Genomic DNA, 21732 nt, shown 5'->3' with positions numbered 1-21732 from the left:
CTGATTCCAGTATCTAAGACTGGAGTCCAGTATGTTGGAATCAAGCAAAGTTCCCGCCCTGACACGGGCTATTGATATTCTCAATTTGATTGCCCGCATTGGCCCCTGTAGTGCTGCGACGATCATTGACACATTGGGAATCCCTAAAAGCACGGCCTATTTGCTGCTTAATGAACTCAGGCGTCAGCGTTTTCTTAGCCTTGATCACCAGGAAAATTTTTGTTTGTGGACCAGGCTGGTGGAGCTTTCCGGTCATGCGTTAAGCAAGATGGATCTCCGGGAACTGGCTCGACCGCGTTTGACGCAACTGATGGATACCACCGGGCTGTTATGTCACCTGGGGATTATTGATAACGGCAGCGCTTATTACATTTTGAAAGTGGAGTCATCAGCCACTATCAGCGTGCGTTCCCATGAAGGAAAAAGCCTTTCGCTTTATCGCTCCGGAATAGGTAAATGCCTGCTTGCCTGGCAACCTGCAGCGGTACAGCAAAGTATTATCGAAGGGCTGGTCTGGGAGCAGGCGACACCCACAACGATTACTCATCCACAGCAACTTCACGAAGAACTGGCGCGTATTCGCCGTCAGGGCTGGAGCTATGACAACGGCGAAGATTACGCCGATGTCCGTTGTGTCGCTGCGCCGGTGTTTAACGCCAATAACGAGCTTACCGCTGCGATCTCGGTGGTCGGTACCCGCTTACAAATCAATGAAGAATACCGTGATTATCTGGCGGGCAAGGCCATTGCCTGCGCCAGGGATATTTCACGTCTGTTGGGATGGAAAAGTCCCTTTGACTTACAAGCCTCATAACAATGGAGAACATCATGACCCTACCAAAAATTAAACAGGTTCGCGCCTGGTTTACTGGCGGTGCGACAGCAGAAAAAGGCGCTGGCGGCGGTGATTATCACGACTAGGGGGCGAATCACTGGATAGACGATCATATTGCCACCCCGATGAGTAAATACCGCGATTACGAGCAGTCACGCCAGTCATTTGGCATTAACGTTCTTGGCACGTTGGTTGTTGAAGTCGAAGCAGAAAACGGCCAGACCGGATTCGCCGTTTCGACAGCCGGTGAAATGGGCTGTTTTATTGTCGAAAAACATCTTAACCGTTTCATTGAGGGTAAATGTGTCAGTGATATCAAACTGATCCACGATCAAATGCTCAGTGCCACCCTGTATTACTCCGGCTCTGGTGGCCTGGTGATGAATACGATTTCCTGTGTCGATCTGGCTCTGTGGGATCTGTTCGGCAAAGTGGTCGGGCTTCCGGTTTATAAACTTTTAGGCGGCGCTGTTCGTGATGAGATTCAGTTCTACGCCACAGGTGCGCGTCCGGATCTGGCAAAAGAGATGGGCTTTATCGGTGGCAAAATGCCGACGCACTGGGGGCCACATGATGGCGATGCGGGGATCCGCAAAGATGCCGCTATGGTCGCGGATATGCGTGAAAAATGCGGTGAGGATTTCTGGTTAATGCTCGACTGCTGGATGAGTCAGGACGTGAACTATGCGACCAAACTGGCCCACGCTTGCGCGCCCTATAACCTGAAATGGATCGAAGAGTGCCTGCCGCCACAGCAGTATGAAGGTTATCGCGAACTGAAACGCAACGCGCCAGTCGGAATGATGGTCACCAGCGGTGAGCACCACGGCACACTGCAATCTTTTCGTACGCTTTCAGAAACCGGTATCGACATTATGCAGCCGGATGTTGGCTGGTGCGGTGGTTTAACCACGCTGGTGGAAATTGCCGCAATCGCCAAATCCAGGGGGCAACTGGTGGTGCCGCACGGTTCGTCTGTTTACTCTCACCATGCGGTGATCACCTTCACCAATACGCCATTCAGCGAATTCCTGATGACCAGCCCGGATTGTTCAACGATGCGTCCGCAGTTTGACCCGATTCTGCTCAATGAGCCGGTTCCGGTGAATGGTCGTATTCATAAATCAGTGCTTGATAAACCCGGTTTTGGCGTCGAACTCAATCGTGACTGCAATTTGAAACGCCCCTACAGCCACTAATCACTCCGGGCGTTGCTGTGACAACGGTAACGCCCACATATTCTAAGGAGCTTTTTATGAGCACCGCTTTGCTTGACGCCGTGGTGAAGAAAAACCGTGTGCGTTTAATTCCGTTTATGTTGGCGCTGTATGTGCTGGCGTTTCTCGACCGTTCGAATATCGGTTTTGCCAAACAGACCTACCAGATTGATACCGGGTTGAGTAATGAAGCTTATGCGCTGGGAGCAGGCATTTTCTTTGTGGTATATGCGTTTCTGGGTGTTCCGGCGAATCTTTTGATGCGCAAACTGGGGGCCAGAACCTGGATTGGTACGACAACACTGCTGTGGGGATTTCTTTCGGCAGCCATGGCATGGGCCGATACTGAAGCGAAATTTCTGATAGTTCGCACTCTGCTTGGTGCTGCGGAGGCCGGATTTTTCCCTGGTATGATTTATCTCACCTCGCAATGGTTTCCGCAGCGTAATCGCGCCAGCATTATGGGGCTGTTCTATATGGGCGCACCGCTGGCGTTAACACTGGGATCACCGCTTTCCGGCGCGCTGTTGGAGATGCATGGATTTATGGGGCATCCCGGCTGGTTCTGGATGTTTGTGATTGAAGGATTGTTGGCAGTCGGTGCTGGGGTATTCACATTCTTTTGGCTTGATGACACACCGGAGCAGGCACGTTTTCTGAGTAAACAAGAAAAAACGTTGCTTATCAATCAACTGGCAAGTGAAGAACAACAGAAAGTGACTTCTCGGCTGAGCGATGCGCTGCGTAATGGCCGAGTCTGGCAACTAGCGATTATCTACCTGACCATTCAGGTGGCGGTTTACGGATTAATTTTCTTCCTGCCGACCCAGGTTGCGGCATTGCTGGGAACAAAAGTGGGCTTTACAGCGTCGGTGGTCACCGCCATTCCGTGGGTTGCGGCCTTGTTTGGGACCTGGCTTATTCCGCGCTATTCCGATAAAACCGGTGAACGGCGTAATGTCGCAGCGCTGACATTACTGGCGGCGGGCATTGGTATTGGTCTGTCCGGGCTGCTTTCTCCAGTAATGGCGATCGTAGCGCTGTGTGTTGCAGCTATCGGGTTTATTGCCGTGCAGCCAGTGTTCTGGACGATGCCGACACAACTGCTTTCCGGTACGGCGCTGGCTGCGGGAATTGGTTTTGTAAACCTGTTTGGTGCAGTGGGCGGGTTTATTGCCCCGATCCTGCGCGTGAAAGCAGAAACGTTATTTGCCAGCGATGCGGCGGGATTACTGACGCTGGCAGCGGTGGCGGTCATCGGTTCGCTGATTATTTTCACTCTGCGTGTAAATCGCACTGTTGCGCAGACCGACGTGGCACATCATTAAATAGGTTAAGGAACACGATGAACGCATTATTAAGCAATCCCTTTAAAGAACGTTTACGCAAGGGCGAAGTGCAAATTGGTCTGTGGTTAAGCTCAACGACTGCCTATATGGCAGAAATTGCCGCCACTTCTGGTTATGACTGGTTGCTGATTGACGGGGAGCACGCGCCAAATACCATTCAGGATCTTTATCATCAGCTACAGGCGGTAGCGCCCTATGCCAGCCAACCCGTGATCCGTCCGGTGGAAGGCAGTAAACCGCTGATTAAACAAGTCCTGGATATTGGCGCGCAAACTCTACTGATCCCGATGGTCGATACTGCCGAACAGGCACGTCAGGTGGTGTCTGCCACGCGCTATCCTCCCTACGGTGAGCGTGGTGTCGGGGCCAGTGTGGCACGGGCTGCGCGCTGGGGACGCATTGAGAATTACATGGCGCAAGTTAACGATTCGCTTTGTCTGTTGGTGCAGGTGGAAAGTAAAACGGCACTGGATAACCTGGACGAAATCCTCGACGTCGAAGGGATTGATGGCGTGTTTATTGGACCTGCGGATCTTTCTGCGTCGTTGGGCTACCCGGATAACGCCGGGCACCCGGAAGTGCAGCGAATTATTGAAACCAGTATTCGGCGGATCCGTGCTGCGGGTAAAGCGGCTGGTTTTCTGGCTGTGGCTCCTGATATGGCGCAGCAATGCCTGGCGTGGGGAGCGAACTTTGTCGCTGTTGGCGTTGACACGATGCTCTACAGCGATGCCCTGGATCAACGACTGGCGATGTTTAAATCAGGCAAAAATGGGCCACGCATAAAAGGTAGTTATTGATATCAAAGGCCCATGGGGATCGGCTGTGGGCCTGTGTTAATTAGTGGTTATTCGCTGCCAGATCGGCTTCGCTTAGCTGGGTGGCCGCGAGCACCTGGTCACGATCAAAGCCCTGTTCCAGCATGCGCAAAGCAATTTTAATGGCTTGTTCATGCATACCTTCCTGCCAGCCAATTTGATGCCCTTCCTGCCGTAGCCGTTCAGCAATAGTCATTAATCTCTCCTTTTGTAGTGGTGAACGTTCGGCAATCTCCTCAATAAAACGGGTGAAACGGGAGGTATCGCCGCATTGCAGCAGATAATTAAACAGTGTTTGTAGCTGGCTGTCATTAGTGAAGCCTCTAACCAAAAGCGTGGTGATCCTGTCGACCATGCCGATTAAATCGCGGTCGCGAATATGCTTTTGAATCAGTTCCAGCAGAGCTATACGCCGATGTTGCATGATCTCATCGTCAGGTACGATGGTGATATCCACCAACGGAAAAGCTTCGGTGTACAACTGCCGGGCAAGTTGCGGATCGTCAAACTCATCCAGCCAGTTAAGTGAGTACGGGTAGGGCGATGTTTCGCCATGATAAAACAGCAATGGCACCACCAGCGGAACTCTGTCATAGCCTTTATCCAGGTGACGCTGCATGGCGGCAGTGGCATAGCGCATTAGCCGAAAAGCCATATTCTTTTCTGCAGAGCTTTGATGTTCAATCACGCAGTAGATATAGCCGTCACCGTCGCTGGTTTCCACGGACCACAAAACATCCGAGTAGTAAGCGCGTAAACTTTTTTCAATAAAACTAGTGGGTTCCAGGCGTAAGGTTTGCAGGTTGCAAAGCTTGCGCAGTGGTTCTGGTAAATGTATTTCGAGAAAATCCCGTGCGGTTTCGGGTGTGAACATAAAGGTTTTAAATACCGCATCATGCGGGGAGGAGGTTGTTGATTCGGTCATGGTTGTCCGTCACCTGATATTTATGATGACGCGACATTACGGTTATCCCAGGCCTTTGACATCTGCCAGTTTCAGCCTTTGCGAGACGTTTTCAGAGGAATTTTCACTGCGTTGCAACGCATACATTGGGCACGGAATCGTGTACGCAAAAATGCCCGGTAACCACATGCTTACCGGGCATCAGAAAGGAGTTTAAGCCAGCGCCTGGGCCAGTAGCGTAATCGGATGTTCGCAGCGAAGACTTGTGGACATCTCAATCTGCCATTTACAGGTTTCGCAGTCGGTGACCACCAGATCTGCGCCGCTTTCTTCTATCTGGCGGAACAGTGGTGCGCCGATGGCTTGTGAGGTGGGGTAGTTCTCTTTTTTGAAACCGTAAGTACCCGCAATACCGCAGCACTGGGAATCCAGCACCGTTAACTCAAGCCCCGGGATTTTACGCAACAGCTCCAGGGTGTAGAGCGTCCAGCCCATTTTTTCCATATGGCACGGAGTGTGATAAACCACTTTCAGCGGCAGCGGTTTCAGCGGTAACGTTTTGCCTTCGTCCAGCTTGCGCCACAGCCAGCGGGTTGCCAGTTCGATATGATCGCGCAAGCCTTTGTTGTCGACATTCAGCACTTCCGGGTATTCGTCGCGCAGGGCAAATGTACAGGTTGAGGAGGTGGCAATCACCGGAATGCCTTTTACTCCCACAGCTTCGCGGATCGACTCTACATTCGTAATTGCCTGTTTGCGTGCTTTATCGGTAAAGCCGTTGGCGATTAGCGGTACGCCGCAGCATTTTTCTTTGCTGAGCAGTTGTACACCGGTACCCATTGCGTTGAGCACTTTAATTAAATCTTTACCTAACTGCGGATGGTTGTAGTTAACGAAGCATCCGTGAAAGAAAGCGACCTGGTCTTTATATTGTGCTTGCTGAGCCGCTATGCTGCGATACCAGCGACGGAACGTGCCGAAGGAGTATTTCGGTAGCGTGCGACGATGATCGATTTTTAACGCCGCATCAAGCAGCTGCCGCACCGGTTTCAGCGAGGTAGCGGTGTTGACGATTGGTGCGAACGGCGTGGAAACGCTACCCATCAGGTCGGTATGACTCAACACAAAATTACGCAGCGACGGGCGCGTGGTGTCATATTTTGCCCGCGCGCGCTGGATAATATCGCCAATCTTCACATCGGACGGGCAGGCGACTTCACAACGTTTGCAGTTGATGCAATATTTCAGCGCCTCGTCATACAGTGCGCCATCTTTCAAACGCAGACGCTCGCCATCCGGCCCGGCTTGTTTTGGCCCTGGATAACCGGGATTCACCCGGCTCACCGGGCAGGCGGTGGTGCAGACGGTGCACTTAATGCAGTTTTCGAAGCTGGTGTCGTTCATTGTTGGCCTCCTGCGCGTTGGGCAATCTGTTGAGCGGCATGTAAAGCACTGACGGCACAAACACCGCCGCCGCATCCCTGGGCGATGGGATCAAATCCGCCCAGCACCGAACCGATGGCAAACAGGTTCTCAATGGTTTGCCCTGCCTGCGACGGGCGTAGCGTCTCATCAGTGGTTACACCGAACTGCTGCCACGGTTGCGGCGCAAAAAAATCGCCCTTATACCATTCACCCCGCGTGGCGGTTTGTAGCACATCAAGGCCGAGAATCGGCTCGCGAATGCCGTTACGTTCCGCTACCAGTCCGCCACTAAAGAAACTGCCGCTGGCGAGAACCGCGAAACGTGGACGTAGCGGAATATCGGCGTGATTGCGGGTCCAGATTTCATTCACTACGCCATTTTTACAGGTCACTTTTTTCACTTCATCGCCCGGCATCCACACGCCACCCTGGTGCACAAACTGGCGCTGTAACTGGTTTTGCAGACGAATGCCCAGCACGGAAGGCGGCAGCGTTGGCAAAAGCATCAGTGAACAAGGTAGTTTTTCATTCAACCAACGCCACAGTTTGTCATCGGCCAGGCCGAAGCAGGCGGGCATCAGGATCATTTCGCAGGTATTGGCGACAGGAATAAGCGCATCAAGTAACAGCGGCCAGTTTTCTTCATTATCAAGGAAACGGGCGATATTCACAGCGCGAAATTCGGTGGCGTTATTGCGCAGGACATCCAGTTCCGGCAGCTCTATTTCTGCGGTTTCAACCGAAAGATCCAGTTCGCGCAACGAAGCCGCCGCAAGATGCGCCTGAAAATCCATCAGGCCGCTTATCCCGACCACACATATTTTCTTCGCGGGCAACGGCCAGACGGGGACTTCTGGCGAACTTAGCCAGGTAGAGCGCAGAGTGCCGAGCGGCGTAATCCGCTGGTGAGCCAGTTCTACGCTGCCCTGCAATTGCGCACCGCTTTCAGCGATTAATGCCTGCGCCTGGCAAGCGAGATCGAGCACGCGTTGTGGCCCGAGAAGGGAGTAAGGATGTGCAGGTGCCTGCTGACGCAAAGATTCCAGTCCACTGTGAATGTCTGCCACGGGTTGACCATCTGGCAGATGGCTCAGCAAATCCAGCGAACCGGATGAGAAATGCAACGCGCTTTGACCACGCGTGACAATGGCACAGCGCAGGCCGTGTTTTTGCAGTTGCAGGCCACAGAGTAATCCGGCGAGGCCGCCGCCCATAATGACAGTATCAAAGCGCATCTTTCTGCTCCTTCTCCAGACCACACAATCCCTGATAAACCCAGCGGGTAAATTCGCTTTCGCGCAGTGCATCTCCCCAGGCGATGGGTTGCACGCCTTTCCAGCGTTCGTTAAGGAAGGTGGAAAGTTGCTCGATAGATTGCGCGGACGTCGTGACGTTAAAACGTTGCAGCAGTCCGGCAGCGCGGCAGGCGCAGAGTTCGCCCTGGCAGGTGCCCATCCCCACACGGGTACGACGGCGTAAATCCAGCAGGCTATTAACGTTTAAATTTTCTACCGCGTACTGCACTTCACCCGCAGTTACCGCTTCGCACTCACATACCAGGCTACGGTGCAGACGGCCTTCGCTCAGCCAGGCAGGCGTGCGATCGCCATGACGATAAACCGCAGAACCGCGCAGCGGGGCAGGCAGGGAGATGACTTTACGCAAGGTAACTTCAGCGGGTTCTTGTGAACCAGGCAGTGCCAGATCGGCAGTCGTACAGGGGCGCGTGTTGCCCAGTTTGCGGCATACCGCGTCGGTAGCCCATTCAGCCATCAGCCGATAGGTCATCAGTTTGCCACCGGTGATGGTGATAAATCCGTCCAGACCATCGCGTTCAGCATGGTCGAGCAGCACGATGCCACGGCTGACGTTACGTCCGCTCGGGTCGTCATCGCTGGCAACCAGCGGGCGCACGCCAGAATAGGCCCGCAAAATGCGCGTTTTCGCCATCACGGGGGCCAGTTTTTCCCCTTCACGCAGCAGAATATCAACCTCTTCTGCCGTCACTCGATTATCGTCAATCTCGTTGTAATCAATACGTAAAGAGGTGGTACCAATCAGCGAAATGGTATCGCCAGGCACCAGAATATCGGCGTCGGAAGGTTTACGGCAGCGGTTGATCACATGCTGGTTAATGCGGTGATCCATGATCAGCAGCGATCCTTTCGCCGGGAACATGCGAATGCGCAGATCGGCATATTCGGCAATGTGTTGCCCCCAGATCCCAGCGGCATTAACCACGACAGGTGCATGAAGGGCCTGAGTTTCGCCGGTGAGATGGTTACGTACACGAACACCGCACACCGTCGCGCCTTCACGAATCAGCCCCGTGACTTCATGAGCGGTAAGGATAACGGCACCGTGTTCTTTGGCATCCAGCATGTTTGCTGCGGTCAGACGAAATGGATCAACGGTGCCATCCGGAACTTTCACCGCGCCAATCAGTGCCGGGTTAACGGCAGGTTCGATAATGCGCGCTTGCTGCGGGTCTATAGCTTCTGCGCTGATCCCTGCTTCTTCGCAGGCGCGAATAAAAGTGGCCTGGAAGGAGAGGTCATCTTCCGGCAGGGTGATAAACAGGCCGTTGGTTGGTTCAACGCAGTGACGTGCAATGCGTTTCAGGATCTGGTTTTCACTAATGCATTCGCGGGCCGATTCCGCATCGGTTACCGCATAGCGCGCACCGCTGTGCAGCAGGCCGTGGTTACGCCCGGTGGCACCGGTTGCGATGTCGTGGCGCTCAACCAAAATCACGCGCAGCCCGCGCAGGGCACAGTCGCGGGCAATCCCGGCTCCCGTTGCGCCGCCGCCAATGATAATCACGTCACTTGATTGCGAGTCGCGAGTTTTCATTGTTATCCCTCTGAAGTTCGTTTTTTACCATTTAGCCATAGTAAAAACATGAATTGTTTGATTTCGCGCATATTCGCTCATAATTCGAAAGTGAAGCGTGATTTCATGCGTCATTTTGAACATTTTGTAAATCTTATTTAATAATGTGTGCGGCAATTCACATTTAATTTATGAATGTTTTCTTAACATCGCGGCAACTCAAGAAACGGCAGGTTCTCTCACTGAATCAGGCTGTTAATCATAAATAAGACCACGGGCCACGGAGGCTATCAATGTTGAGTATTTTTAAACCAGCGCCACACAAAGCGCGCTTACCTGCCGCGGAGATCGATCCGACTTATCGTCGATTGCGCTGGCAAATTTTCCTGGGGATATTCTTTGGCTATGCGGCTTACTATTTGGTTCGTAAGAACTTTGCGCTTGCTATGCCTTATCTGGTTGAGCAGGGATTCTCACGCGGTGATTTAGGTTTTGCCCTTTCGGGGATCTCGATTGCTTATGGATTTTCGAAATTCATCATGGGTTCGGTATCGGATCGCTCGAATCCGCGCGTTTTCCTGCCCGCAGGTTTGATTCTGGCGGCGGCAGTGATGTTGTTTATGGGCTTTGTGCCATGGGCGACGTCGAGCATTGCGGTGATGTTTGTACTGTTGTTCCTCTGCGGTTGGTTCCAGGGGATGGGGTGGCCGCCGTGTGGTCGTACTATGGTGCACTGGTGGTCGCAGAAAGAACGTGGCGGCATTGTGTCAGTGTGGAACTGTGCGCACAACGTCGGTGGTGGTATTCCGCCGCTGCTGTTCCTGCTGGGGATGGCCTGGTTCAATGACTGGCATGCGGCGCTCTATATGCCTGCTTTCTGCGCCATTCTGGTGGCATTATTCGCCTTTGCGATGATGCGCGATACCCCGCAATCCTGTGGCTTGCCGCCGATCGAAGAGTACAAAAATGATTATCCGGACGACTATAACGAAAAAGCGGAACAGGAGCTGACGGCGAAGCAAATCTTCATGCAGTACGTACTGCCGAACAAACTGCTGTGGTATATCGCCATCGCCAACGTGTTCGTTTATCTGCTGCGTTACGGCATCCTCGACTGGTCACCGACTTATCTGAAAGAGGTTAAGCATTTCGCGCTGGATAAATCCTCCTGGGCCTACTTCCTTTATGAATATGCAGGTATTCCGGGCACTCTGCTGTGCGGCTGGATGTCGGATAAAGTCTTCCGTGGCAACCGTGGGGCAACCGGCGTTTTCTTTATGACACTGGTGACCATCGCGACTATCGTTTACTGGATGAACCCGGCAGGTAACCCAACCGTCGATATGATTTGTATGATTGTTATCGGCTTCCTGATCTACGGTCCTGTGATGCTGATCGGTCTGCATGCGCTGGAACTGGCACCGAAAAAAGCGGCAGGTACGGCAGCGGGCTTTACCGGGCTGTTTGGTTACCTGGGCGGTTCGGTGGCGGCGAGCGCGATTGTTGGCTACACCGTGGACTTCTTCGGCTGGGATGGCGGCTTTATGGTAATGATTGGCGGCAGCATTCTGGCGGTTATCTTGTTGATTGTTGTGATGATTGGCGAAAAACGTCGCCATGAACAATTACTGCAAAAACGCAACGGAGGCTAATGGCATGAAATTGACGCTGAAAAACCTTAGCATGGCGATCATGATGAGCACTATAGTCATGGGAAGCAGTGCAATGGCGGCGGACAGCAACGAAAAAATAGTCATCGCCCATCGCGGTGCCAGTGGATATTTGCCGGAGCATACGCTGCCAGCAAAAGCGATGGCGTATGCGCAGGGAGCGGATTATCTGGAACAGGATTTGGTGATGACCAAAGACGACAATCTGGTTGTTCTGCATGACCATTACCTCGATCGTGTTACTGATGTTGCCGATCGTTTCCCGGATCGGGCGCGCAAAGACGGTCGTTACTACGCGATAGATTTCACGCTGGATGAAATTAAGTCGTTGAAATTTACCGAAGGTTTCGATATTGAAAACGGTAAAAAAGTGCAGACTTATCCGGGGCGTTTCCCAATGGGTAAGTCCGACTTCCGGGTGCACACCTTTGAAGAAGAGATTGAATTTGTTCAGGGGTTAAATCACTCTACCGGGAAAAATATCGGTATTTATCCAGAAATCAAAGCGCCGTGGTTCCATCATCAGGAAGGGAAGGATATTGCGGCAAAAACGCTGGAAGTGCTGAAGAAATATGGTTACACCGGTAAAGACGATAAAGTTTATTTGCAATGTTTTGATGCTGATGAGCTGAAGCGTATTAAGAATGAGCTGGAACCCAAAATGGGCATGGAGCTCAATCTGGTACAGCTGATTGCCTATACCGACTGGAATGAAACGCAGCAGAAACAGCCGGATGGAAGCTGGGTTAATTACAACTACGACTGGATGTTTAAGCCGGGTGCCATGAAACAGGTGGCGGAATATGCAGATGGTATTGGTCCGGATTACCATATGTTGATTGAGGAGACATCGCAGCCGGGTAATATCAAACTCACTGGCATGGTGCAAGATGCTCAGCAGAATAAACTGGTAGTGCATCCTTATACCGTGCGGTCAGATAAACTGCCTGAATACACTCCTGATGTGAATCAGTTATATGATGCTCTGTATAACAAAGCGGGTGTAAATGGGCTGTTTACTGATTTCCCTGATAAGGCAGTAAAATTTCTTAATAAAGAGTAATGTTACTGCAGGATGGCGTTCATGCGCCATCCTGTCTCATATCAAATTTTTCCAATCGCCACTAATTGTTCCATGCACATTTGTAGTAAAAACAGTGGACTGCCTTCTACCGGCTTTTCTTTAGCCAGCAACGAAATCTGTCGATAGAAAGTTGGTTCGAGAGGAACGGAACACAATTCACCTGCAATGCTTTTCAGCGTTAACTCTGGTTGTAAGGCGATGCCTAATCCCTGTCGAATAAAATTCATCGCTGTATCCGCCTGATTAAATTCACATTTTATCTGCTGGGCGCACTATTAGTGGTAGTGGCTGGTGGAATCTATGCGCTGCAAATGAAGGGTAAAAGCGGTGTCAAGCTAGTAGTGGCAAAAGAAATTCATTAATACGACACGTTTCATTAAGATTTTCCTCAGGTAACCACCTATAGTCATTGTCGTTAATAAAAATGACAGGCGATAGGGTATGGCAGTTTCAGCAAAGTACGACGAATTTAATCACTGGTGGGCAACAGAGGGCGACTGGGTTGAAGAGCCTAACTATCGCCGTAATGGTATGAGCGGGGTGCAATGCGTCGAGCGCAACGGCAAAAAGCTGTATGTAAAGCGCATGACGCATCATCTGTTTCATTCCGTACGTTATCCGTTCGGCCGACCAACGATTGTCCGTGAGGTTGCGGTAATTAAAGAACTGGAACGGGCCGGTGTCATCGTGCCGAAGATCGTTTTTGGTGAAGCGGTGAAAATTGAGGGTGAATGGCGAGCGTTGCTGGTGACTGAAGATATGGCGGGGTTCATCAGCATTGCTGACTGGTATGCCCAGCATGCAGTATCGCCTTATTCTGACGAAGTACGGCAAGCCATGTTGAAAGCAGTGGCGCTGGCGTTTAAGAAAATGCATAGCATTAATCGTCAGCATGGCTGTTGTTATGTTCGCCATATCTATGTGAAAACAGAAGGTAATGCAGAAGCTGGTTTTCTTGACCTGGAGAAAAGTCGTCGCCGCTTGCGTCGCGATAAAGCGATTAATCATGACTTCCGCCAGCTGGAAAAATATCTGGAGCCAATCCCCAAAGCGGACTGGGAGCAGGTGAAAGCGTATTACTACGCCATGTAATCGTTGTAGGCCAGATAAGACGCATAAGCGTTGTATCTGGCACTACAACCAATTCACATCTCGATTTCAATATCGCCTTTTGCCCGGCAACAACAGGGCAAAATTTCCCCCGGCTGAATAAAGGCTAACGGTTCGGCAATCCAGTCAACTTGACCTGCAACCAGGCGTGTGCGACAGGAGCCGCAGTAACCTTCGCGACACTGGTACTCAACCGCCACATTGTGGGATTCCAGCGCCGCCAGAAGGGAAGGGTGTTCATCCTGGCACAGCAGTTGTGTGCCAGTGATGCGCAGGGTAACGCGGGCCATCAGAGCTGGAAGTTACTCAAATCGTCGGTGTCCACTTCTGAGTCAATCTGCCCGACCAGATAAGAACTGACTTCCACTTCCTGCGGAGCAACCTGCACGTTATCAGACACCAGCCAAGTGTTGATCCACGGGATCGGGTTGGAGCGCGTCTGGAACGGCAGATCCAAACCGACTGCCTGCATACGGATATTGGTGATGTATTCAACGTACTGGCAGAGAATGTCTTTATTCAGACCAATCATCGAACCGTCGCGGAACAGATAATCCGCCCAGTCTTTCTCCTGTTGAGCTGCCTGAACAAACAGGTCATAGCACTCCTGCTTACACTCTTCGGCAATTTCCGCCATCTCAGGATCGTCCGCGCCGCTGCGCAGCAGATTCAGCATATGCTGGGTGCCGGTCAGGTGCAGGGCTTCGTCGCGGGCAATCAGGCGAATAATTTTGGCGTTGCCTTCCATCAATTCGCGTTCTGCAAATGCGAAGGAACAAGCAAAGCTGACGTAGAAACGAATCGCTTCCAGCGCGTTAACGCTCATCAGGCAGAGATACAGTTTTTTCTTCAGCTCGCGCAGGCTAACGGTCACAGTTTTACCGTTAACGGTGTGGGTACCTTCGCCCAGCAGATGCCAGTAGCTGGTCATTTCGATCAGCTCATCGTAATAGCTGGAGATCCCTTCCGCACGTTTCTGGATCTGCTCGTTGGTGACGATATCGTCAAACACAACAGACGGATCGTTAACGATATTACGAATGATATGAGTATAGGAACGGGAATGAATCGTTTCTGAGAACGCCCAGGTTTCGACCCAGGTTTCCAGTTCCGGAATAGAAATAAGCGGCAATAGCGCCACGTTCGGGCTACGACCCTGAATGGAATCCAGCAGCGTCTGATATTTCAGGTTGCTGATAAAGATGTGTTTTTCGTGCTCCGGCAGCGCCTGGTAATCTATACGGTCGCGGGAGACGTCAACTTCTTCCGGACGCCAGAAGAAAGAGAGCTGCTTTTCGATCAGCTTTTCGAAGATGTCATATTTTTGCTGATCGTAGCGAGCCACGTTGACCGGCTGACCAAAGAACATCGGTTCTTTGAGCTGATCATTTTTCGTCTGTGAAAAGGTGGTATATGCCATGAGTGTGTCCTGTTGGGAGTTTAATGCCGGATAAGGCATTTTACGCCGCATCCTGTGCCTGATGCGACGCTGGCGCGTCTTATCAGGCCTACAAATCCGAGCCGTAGGCCGGATAAGGCGTTCACGCTGCATCCGGCACCCGGAGCCTGATGCGACGCTGGCGCGTCTTATCAGGCCTACAAACCGAGCCGTAGGCCGGATAAGGCGTTTACGCCGCATCCGGCATCTCAATATCAGATCTTACATGCGCCGCTTTCGCAGCCATCGTCCTGGATTGACGGCACCAGATCGTCTTGTGCGTCTTCAGCGCCGTCACGGGTGTTCTGATAATACAGTGTTTTGACCCCGAATTTGTAGGCGGTGAGCAGGTCTTTCAGCAACTGCTGCATCGGCACTTTTCCTGACGGGAAGCGTGACGGATCGTAGTTGGTGTTGGCAGAGATCGACTGATCGATAAATTTCTGCATGATACCCACCAGTTGCAGATAACCATCGTTACCCGGCATTTCCCACAGCAGCTCATAGGCGTCGCGCAGGTGCTCGTAGTCCGGCACCACCTGGCGCAAAATACCGTCTTTCGACGCTTTGATGCTGACGTAACCGCGCGGCGGTTCAATACCGTTAGTGGCGTTAGAGATCTGCGAAGAAGTCTCGGACGGCATCAGAGCAGAAAGCGTGGAGTTACGCAGACCGTGCGTTTTGATTGACTCACGCAGAGCTTCCCAGTCGTAATGCAGCGGCTCATTAGCGATGGTATCCAGATCTTTCTTATAGGTATCGATCGGCAGGATCCCTTTCGCGTAAGTGGTTTCGTTAAACCACGGGCACGCGCCTTGCTCTTTCGCCAGCTCATTAGAGGCTTTCAGCAGGTAATACTGAATGGCTTCGAAGGTTTTATGCGTCAGGTTGTTGGCGCTGCCGTCGGAGTAGCGTTTACCGTGCTTCGCCAGGTAGTAAGCGAAGTTGATCACACCAATACCCAGCGTACGACGACCCATCGCTCCACGTTTGGCGGCCGGGATCGGGTAATCCTGATAATCCAGCAGCGCGTCAAGTGCACGAACCGCCAGAATTGCCAGCTCTTCCAGTTCATCCAGGTTATTAATTGCGCCCAGGTTGAAAGCAGACAGCGTACACAGCGCGATTTCACCGTTCTCGTCGTTGACGTCGTTCAGCGGTTTGGTCGGCAGGGCTATCTCCAGGCACAGGTTAGACTGACGCACTGGCGCGATGGCCGGATCAAACGGGCTATGGGTATTGCAGTGGTCAACGTTCTGAATATAGATACGACCGGTAGACGCACGTTCCTGCATCATCAGCGAGAACAGCTCAACGGCTTTCACACGCTGCTTGCGGATGCTGTCGTCTTTCTCATATTTGGTATACAGACGTTCAAACTCTTCCTGATCGGCGAAGAACGCGTCGTACAGCCCCGGTACGTCGGACGGGCTGAACAGGGTGATATCTTCACCTTTCAGCAGACGGGTATACATCAGTTTGTTGATTTGTACCCCGTAGTCCATATGACGCACGCGGTTGCCTTCCACACCACGGTTGTTTTTCAACACCAGCAGGCTTTCCACTTCCAGATGCCACATCGGGTAGAACAGCGTTGCCGCACCGCCGCGCACACCGCCCTGAGAGCAGGATTTCACCGCTGTCTGGAAATGTTTGTAGAACGGAATGCAGCCGGTATGGAACGCTTCACCACCGCGAATCGGGCTACCCAGCGCACGAATACGCCCGGCGTTGATGCCGATCCCGGCACGCTGGGAAACGTATTTAACAATCGCGCTGGAGGTGGCGTTGATGGAATCCAGGCTGTCACCGCACTCGATCAGTACGCAGGAGCTGAACTGACGAGTCGGGGTACGCACGCCGGACATGATTGGCGTCGGCAGCGAAATTTTAAATGTGGAAACCGCGTCGTAAAAACGCTTCACATATTGCAGGCGCGTTTCACGCGGGTAGTTCGAGAACAAGCACGCGGCAACTAGAATATAAAGGAACTGGGCGCTCTCATAGATTTCGCCGGTCACGCGGTTCTGTACCAGATATTTGCCTTCCAGCTGCTTAACGGCAGCATAAGAGAAGGTCATATCACGGTCGTGATCGATAAAGGTGTCCATCTGCTTGAACTCTTCTTCCGTGTAGTCTTCCAGCAGATGATTATCGTATTTGCCCATCTCGACCATTTTCACCACGTGGTCGTACAGCGCAGGCGGCTCAAACTGGCCGTAGGCTTTTTTACGCAGGTGGAAGATCGCCAGGCGCGCGGCGAGATACTGATAATCCGGCGCATCACGGGAGATCAGGTCTGCGGCAGCCTTGATAATGGTTTCGTGGATGTCAGAGGTCTTGATACCGTCATAAAACTGAATGTGGGAGCGCAGCTCGACCTGGGAAATCGAAACGTTATGCAGTCCTTCTGCCGCCCAATCCAGAACGCGATGGATTTTGTCGAGATTGATGCGCTCTGTGCTACCGTCGCGCTTTGTCACCAGCAGATTCTGATTCATGTATGTCGTACCTGTTTTTGGAATTCTTTCCGCAATAGTTTCATGCAGACTACCTGTAGTACGGGAAGCTGCTTAGAACACTATATATAGGGGGTATGTTTGGGATTCACTGCAAGATAGTGTGAAAATGACCCTCTTGCAAGTGCATAACTTTGTGGATAACTCAGGAAGGAAAAAGTGGCTTTCGCGCACCTTAGGTCAGACAAGGTGTCCGGGAAAGTCAATGGGAAGAGAAAAATTTGTTAAAAATAACTGTTCGGCGATTTCTTGAACGGCATAATAGGTTAGATAAATTGATATAGATGGTTTATTAATCTTTTTGCTAATGATTGCAAAAATTGATCTAAGCACGAGTCATCACATAATCTGATGTATCAGTTGTGGTCAATATATAAGCGAATGTAAGAGATTGTTGATGGCGAAATGGTTGTTTTCTATTCGGTTATTGTTAAATGCTAAGCCATTTTGTTAATTTACCTTATATTATAAGAAAATTATTCATGACTTTAATTTAGTTTAAATATAACTGATATCCCTGAAGGTTATTAACTTGAATTATGACGCACTGATATTATTCATCAAATAATAACAAAATAGCCATTGCACCGGGTTGAACAATTTACAAAAGAAAGATATTCCATATCGTATAATGCGATTAAATACGCCGTCTTATAGAAAATGATGGTTAGATTAATATGCGGATTATCTTTCTACGCAAGGAGTATTTATCTTTACTCCCGTCAATGATTGCATCTCTTTTCTCTGCTAACGGTGTCGCGGCGGTCACTGATTCATGCCAGGGATATGATGTCAAAGCGAGTTGTCAGGCCAGCAGGCAAAGCCTTTCAGGCATTACGCAGGACTGGAGTATCGCTGATGGGCAATGGCTGGTTTTTTCGGATATGACCAATAACGCCAGCGGTGGGGCCGTATTTTTGCAACAAGGAGCGGAATTTTCACTATTACCAGAAAATGAAACTGGAATGACTCTGTTTGCCAATAACACCGTTACAGGAGAATATAATAACGGCGGGGCCATATTTGCTAAAGAAAACTCAACGCTGAATCTTACTGATGTTATTTTTTCCGGTAACGTCGCAGGCGGCTATGGTGGCGCAATCTATTCTTCTGGTACTAACGATACTGGTGCCGTCGATTTACGTGTCACTAACGCCATGTTTCGCAATAACATCGCTAATGATGGCAAAGGTGGCGCAATTTATACCATTAATAATGACGTTTATTTAAGTGATGTTATTTTTGATAACAACCAGGCATATACATCAACAAGTTACAGTGATGGCGATGGCGGGGCAATCGATGTTACCGATAATAATAGCGACAGCAAGCATCCTTCAGGTTATACGATAGTAAATAACACTGCCTTTACAAATAACACTGCCGAAGGTTATGGCGGGGCGATATATACCAATAGCGTGACGGCTCCCTATCTTATTGATATTTCTGTTGATGACAGCTACAGCCAGAACGGAGGCGTGTTAGTCGATGAGAACAATAGCGCAGCAGGCTATGGAGATGGTCCTTCCTCTGCGGCGGGTGGCTTTATGTATCTCGGCTTAAGTGAAGTTACCTTTGATATTGCCGACGGAAAAACGCTGGTTATTGGCAATACAGAGAATGACGGAGCTGTTGACTCTATTGCTGGTACCGGGTTAATCACCAAAACAGGTTCCGGCGATCTGGTACTTAATGCAGATAACAATGACTTTACTGGTGAGATGCAGATTGAAAACGGTGAAGTTACCCTGGGCCGCAGCAACTCCCTGATGAATGTCGGCGATACGCATTGCCAGGACGATCCGCAAGACTGCTACGGTCTGACGATAGGGAGTATTGATCAGTATCAGAATCAGGCTGAGCTAAACGTTGGCTCGACCCAACAAACTTTTGTGCACGCATTGACGGGCTTTCAGAATGGCACTTTAAATATCGATGCTGGTGGCAACGTTACTGTTAATCAGGGCAGTTTTGCTGGCATCATCGAAGGTGCTGGTCAGCTCACCATTGCGCAAAACGGCAGCTACGTGCTGGCAGGGGCGCAGTCGATGGCGCTAACCGGCGATATAGTCGTTGATGATGGTGCGGTGCTTTCGCTGGAAGGCGACGCGGCAGATCTTACCGCTCTCCAGGACGATCCGCAGTCGATCGTGTTAAACGGCGGTGTGCTCGATCTCTCTGATTTCTCCACCTGGCAGAGCGGCACATCATACAACGATGGCCTTGAAGTCAGTGGCAGCAGCGGAACGGTTATCGGCAGTCAGGATGTGGTAGATCTTGCAGGTGGCGACAATTTGCATATCGGCGGCGACGGGAAAGATGGCGTCTACGTGGTGGTCGATGCGAGCGACGGGCAGGTAAGTCTGGCAAACAATAATAGTTATTTGGGCACAACACAAATCGCCTCCGGTACGCTGATGGTGAGCGACAACTCGCAGCTTGGAGATACCCACTATAACCGCCAGGTTATCTTTACCGATAAGCAACAAGAAAGCGTGATGGAGATTACCTCCGACGTTGACACGCGTTCAGATGCGGCAGGCCACGGACGTGATATTGAAATGCGCGCCGACGGTGAAGTGGCAGTTGATGCGGGGGTAGACACGCAGTGGGGCGCACTGATGGCTGACAGCAGCGGGCAGCATCAGGATGAGGGTAGCACATTGACTAAAACGGGGGCTGGTACACTGGAGCTGACCGCCAGCGGTACAACGCAGTCGGCGGTACGTGTCGAAGAAGGCACCCTGAAAGGTGATGTTGCTGATATCCTTCCTTATGCTTCGTCACTGTGGGTTGGTGATGGGGCAACGTTCGTTACTGGCGCGGATCAGGATATTCAGTCAATTGATGCTATTTCCAGCGGCACTATCGACATCAGCGATGGTACGGTTTTGCGCCTGACCGGGCAGGATACTTCCGTCGCCCTTAATGCCTCACTATTTAACGGCGATGGGACGCTGGTGAATGCCACCGATGGTGTGATGTTGACAGGTGAGCTTAATACCAACCTTGAAACTGACAGCCTGACTTATCTTTCCAACGTGACGGTTAATGGCAATCTGACCAATACGTCCGGTGCGGTTAGCCTGCAAAATGGCGTCGCTGGCGATACGCTGACGGTAAACGGTGATTATACCGGCGGCGGTACGCTACTGCTCGATAGCGAATTAAACGGCGATGACTCGGTAAGCGATCAATTGGTGATGAACGGTAATACTGCTGGCAACACAACTGTGGTGGTTAACTCCATTACAGGGATTGGTGAGCCGACATCGACAGGCATTAAAGTGGTTGATTTCGCAGCTGATCCCACGCAGTTTCAAAACAATGCGCAGTTCAGTCTGGCAGGCAGCGGCTACGTCAATATGGGAGCGTATGACTACACGCTGGTGGAAGATAACAACGACTGGTATCTGCGATCGCAAGAAGTAACGCCGCCATCGCCACCTGATCCAGACCCGACTCCCGATCCTGATCCCACGCCGGATCCTGATCCAACACCCGACCCGGAACCTACGCCTGCTTACCAGCCGGTGTTGAATGCCAAAGTTGGCGGTTATCTCAATAACCTGCGGGCGGCAAATCAGGCGTTTATGATGGAGCGACGCGATCACGCAGGTGGCGATGGTCAGACGCTGAATTTACGTGTTATCGGCGGAGATTATCATTACACAGCAGCGGGGCAACTGGCTCAACATGAAGACACTTCTACGGTGCAACTTAGCGGCGATCTGTTTAGCGGGCGCTGGGGCACGGATGGCGAGTGGATGCTTGGGATTGTTGGTGGCTACAGCGATAACCAGGGCGACAGCCGCTCGAATATGACCGGAACTCGCGCCGATAACCAGAACCACGGTTATGCCGTTGGGCTGACATCAAGCTGGTTTCAGCACGGTAATCAGAAGCAAGGGGCCTGGCTGGATAGCTGGCTGCAATACGCGTGGTTTAGCAATGATGTTTCCGAACAAGAAGATGGCACAGATCATTACCACTCGTCGGGGATTATCGCCTCGCTGGAGGCGGGGTATCAGTGGTTACCGGGGCGTGGTGTGGTGATTGAACCGCAGGCGCAGGTGATTTATCAGGGCGTGCAGCAGGATGATTTTACCGCCGCTAACCGTGCGCGCGTGTCACAATCGCAGGGTGATGATATTCAGACGCGGCTGGGTTTACACAGCGAATGGCGTACCGCTGTTCATGTCATACCAACATTAGATCTGAATTATTATCACGATCCCCATTCGACGGAAATTGAAGAGGATGGCAGCACTATCAGTGACGATGCGGTGAAGCAACGGGGTGAAATAAAAGTGGGAGTCACGGGCAATATCAGTCAGCGAGTGTCCCTGCGCGGCAGCGTGGCGTGGCAGAAAGGGAGTGATGATTTTGCCCAGACGGCAGGGTTTTTGTCGATGACGGTGAAATGGTAATCACTGTCTAGTCGGCACGGTTGCCGGATGCGGCGTAAACGCCTTATCCGGCCTACGGGGAGCATTTGTAGGCCTGATAAGACGCGGCAAGCGTCGCATCA

At 51.4% G+C, this 21732-nt stretch carries 15 protein-coding genes and 3 pseudogenes; 10 read left to right on the top strand and 8 right to left on the bottom strand.

Features of this window, described 5'->3' with window-relative positions; genetic code table 11:
* Positions 1-31: 31 nt before the first annotated feature.
* The 4 genes and pseudogenes from RTW80_RS01395 to yfaU all read left to right on the top strand — a co-directional run bounded on the left by RTW80_RS01395 (position 32) and on the right by yfaU (position 4201).
* Positions 32-814: an IclR family transcriptional regulator gene (locus tag RTW80_RS01395; RefSeq protein ID WP_000894185.1), complete on the top strand. Its 783-nt coding sequence runs from the start codon at positions 32-34 to the stop codon at positions 812-814.
* A gap of 14 nt (positions 815-828) precedes the next feature.
* Positions 829-2034 (top strand): annotated as a pseudogene (gene rhmD, locus RTW80_RS01390) (L-rhamnonate dehydratase).
* A gap of 56 nt (positions 2035-2090) precedes the next feature.
* Positions 2091-3380 (top strand): MFS transporter, encoded by a 1290-nt coding sequence (locus tag RTW80_RS01385; protein ID WP_001295288.1) that lies wholly within the window; start codon positions 2091-2093, stop codon positions 3378-3380.
* A 17-nt stretch (positions 3381-3397) separates the two neighbouring features.
* Entirely contained in the window at positions 3398-4201 is an 804-nt protein-coding gene (gene yfaU / locus RTW80_RS01380) for a 2-keto-3-deoxy-L-rhamnonate aldolase (protein ID WP_000992954.1), read from the top strand.
* Between the two features lie 40 nt (positions 4202-4241).
* Here yfaU and RTW80_RS01375 read toward each other — a convergent pair whose 3' ends face one another.
* From RTW80_RS01375 to glpA, 4 genes are all read right to left on the bottom strand, one after another.
* Positions 4242-5144, bottom strand: coding sequence for an ISNCY family transposase (locus RTW80_RS01375; RefSeq protein WP_000140568.1), 903 nt, complete (start codon positions 5142-5144; stop codon positions 4242-4244).
* Between the two features lie 192 nt (positions 5145-5336).
* Positions 5337-6527, bottom strand: coding sequence for an anaerobic glycerol-3-phosphate dehydrogenase subunit GlpC (gene glpC, locus RTW80_RS01370; protein ID WP_001000359.1), 1191 nt, complete (start codon positions 6525-6527; stop codon positions 5337-5339).
* Positions 6524-7783, bottom strand: coding sequence for a glycerol-3-phosphate dehydrogenase subunit GlpB (gene glpB / locus RTW80_RS01365; RefSeq protein WP_001209902.1), 1260 nt, complete (start codon positions 7781-7783; stop codon positions 6524-6526). Before glpB ends, glpC begins: the two co-directional genes overlap by 4 nt.
* Positions 7773-9401, bottom strand: a complete 1629-nt coding sequence (gene glpA / locus RTW80_RS01360; protein ID WP_000857257.1) for an anaerobic glycerol-3-phosphate dehydrogenase subunit A — start codon at positions 9399-9401, stop codon at positions 7773-7775. The genes glpB and glpA overlap by 11 nt, the downstream gene beginning before the upstream one ends.
* Before the next feature lie 272 nt (positions 9402-9673).
* On the opposite strand from glpA, the gene glpT reads away from it, so the two are divergent.
* Entirely contained in the window at positions 9674-11032 is a 1359-nt protein-coding gene (glpT, locus tag RTW80_RS01355) for a glycerol-3-phosphate transporter (RefSeq protein WP_000948732.1), read from the top strand.
* Positions 11033-11036: 4 nt separating this feature from the next.
* A complete protein-coding gene (gene glpQ / locus RTW80_RS01350; protein ID WP_000779105.1) occupies positions 11037-12113 on the top strand; it encodes a glycerophosphodiester phosphodiesterase in 1077 nt (358 codons plus the stop codon).
* Positions 12114-12154: 41 nt separating this feature from the next.
* Here the strand turns inward: glpQ and RTW80_RS01345 are convergent.
* A pseudogene (locus tag RTW80_RS01345) lies at positions 12155-12397 on the bottom strand (LysR family transcriptional regulator); the annotation flags it as partial.
* Between RTW80_RS01345 and RTW80_RS01340 the strand changes: the two are divergent.
* Positions 12392-12496, top strand: a pseudogene (locus RTW80_RS01340) (hypothetical protein); the annotation flags it as partial. The pseudogenes RTW80_RS01345 and RTW80_RS01340 sit on opposite strands and share 6 nt — an antisense overlap.
* A 79-nt stretch (positions 12497-12575) precedes the next feature.
* Positions 12576-13226, top strand: a complete 651-nt coding sequence (gene inaA, locus RTW80_RS01335) for a lipopolysaccharide kinase InaA (RefSeq protein ID WP_000301050.1) — start codon at positions 12576-12578, stop codon at positions 13224-13226.
* 53 nt (positions 13227-13279) lie between these two features.
* On the opposite strand, the gene yfaE is transcribed toward inaA, so the two are convergent.
* From yfaE to nrdA, 3 genes are all read right to left on the bottom strand, one after another.
* A complete protein-coding gene (gene yfaE, locus RTW80_RS01330) occupies positions 13280-13534 on the bottom strand; it encodes a ferredoxin-like diferric-tyrosyl radical cofactor maintenance protein YfaE (RefSeq protein ID WP_000135040.1) in 255 nt (84 codons plus the stop codon).
* The gene (gene nrdB / locus RTW80_RS01325; protein ID WP_000332037.1) at positions 13534-14664 is read right to left on the bottom strand and encodes a class Ia ribonucleoside-diphosphate reductase subunit beta; all 1131 of its coding nucleotides are present in this window, start codon (positions 14662-14664) and stop codon (positions 13534-13536) included. The genes yfaE and nrdB overlap by 1 nt, the downstream gene beginning before the upstream one ends.
* Before the next feature lie 233 nt (positions 14665-14897).
* The gene (gene nrdA / locus RTW80_RS01315; RefSeq protein WP_032247328.1) at positions 14898-17183 is read right to left on the bottom strand and encodes a class 1a ribonucleoside-diphosphate reductase subunit alpha; all 2286 of its coding nucleotides are present in this window, start codon (positions 17181-17183) and stop codon (positions 14898-14900) included.
* A gap of 127 nt (positions 17184-17310) precedes the next feature.
* On the opposite strand from nrdA, the gene ypaB reads away from it, so the two are divergent.
* On the top strand, positions 17311-17454 hold the full coding sequence (ypaB, locus tag RTW80_RS01310; RefSeq protein ID WP_001753443.1) for a protein YpaB: 144 nt from the start codon (positions 17311-17313) through the stop codon (positions 17452-17454).
* Positions 17455-17878: 424 nt separating this feature from the next.
* Positions 17879-21631 (top strand): AIDA-I family autotransporter adhesin YfaL/EhaC, encoded by a 3753-nt coding sequence (gene yfaL / locus RTW80_RS01305; protein WP_001220073.1) that lies wholly within the window; start codon positions 17879-17881, stop codon positions 21629-21631.
* Positions 21632-21732: the final 101 nt, after the last annotated feature.

The sequence above is a fragment of the Escherichia sp. AM3 genome, from assembly GCF_032029835.1.
Taxonomy (GTDB): Bacteria; Pseudomonadota; Gammaproteobacteria; order Enterobacterales; family Enterobacteriaceae; genus Escherichia; species Escherichia coli.
This window is presented reverse-complemented; position numbering and strand designations above follow the sequence as displayed.

What these genes read in the sequence shown, in the direction of transcription:
- RTW80_RS01395 (WP_000894185.1), top strand. Translation starts at nt 32, where the DNA reads ATGTTGGAATCAAGCAAAGTTCCCGCCCTGACACGGGCTATTGATATT.
- RTW80_RS01385 (WP_001295288.1), top strand. Translation starts at nt 2,091, where the DNA reads ATGAGCACCGCTTTGCTTGACGCCGTGGTGAAGAAAAACCGTGTGCGT.
- yfaU (WP_000992954.1), top strand. Translation starts at nt 3,398, where the DNA reads ATGAACGCATTATTAAGCAATCCCTTTAAAGAACGTTTACGCAAGGGC.
- RTW80_RS01375 (WP_000140568.1), bottom strand. Translation starts at nt 5,144, where the DNA reads ATGACCGAATCAACAACCTCCTCCCCGCATGATGCGGTATTTAAAACC.
- glpC (WP_001000359.1), bottom strand. Translation starts at nt 6,527, where the DNA reads ATGAACGACACCAGCTTCGAAAACTGCATTAAGTGCACCGTCTGCACC.
- glpB (WP_001209902.1), bottom strand. Translation starts at nt 7,783, where the DNA reads ATGCGCTTTGATACTGTCATTATGGGCGGCGGCCTCGCCGGATTACTC.
- glpA (WP_000857257.1), bottom strand. Translation starts at nt 9,401, where the DNA reads ATGAAAACTCGCGACTCGCAATCAAGTGACGTGATTATCATTGGCGGC.
- glpT (WP_000948732.1), top strand. Translation starts at nt 9,674, where the DNA reads ATGTTGAGTATTTTTAAACCAGCGCCACACAAAGCGCGCTTACCTGCC.
- glpQ (WP_000779105.1), top strand. Translation starts at nt 11,037, where the DNA reads ATGAAATTGACGCTGAAAAACCTTAGCATGGCGATCATGATGAGCACT.
- inaA (WP_000301050.1), top strand. Translation starts at nt 12,576, where the DNA reads ATGGCAGTTTCAGCAAAGTACGACGAATTTAATCACTGGTGGGCAACA.
- yfaE (WP_000135040.1), bottom strand. Translation starts at nt 13,534, where the DNA reads ATGGCCCGCGTTACCCTGCGCATCACTGGCACACAACTGCTGTGCCAG.
- nrdB (WP_000332037.1), bottom strand. Translation starts at nt 14,664, where the DNA reads ATGGCATATACCACCTTTTCACAGACGAAAAATGATCAGCTCAAAGAA.
- nrdA (WP_032247328.1), bottom strand. Translation starts at nt 17,183, where the DNA reads ATGAATCAGAATCTGCTGGTGACAAAGCGCGACGGTAGCACAGAGCGC.
- ypaB (WP_001753443.1), top strand. Translation starts at nt 17,311, where the DNA reads ATGACCCTCTTGCAAGTGCATAACTTTGTGGATAACTCAGGAAGGAAA.
- yfaL (WP_001220073.1), top strand. Translation starts at nt 17,879, where the DNA reads ATGCGGATTATCTTTCTACGCAAGGAGTATTTATCTTTACTCCCGTCA.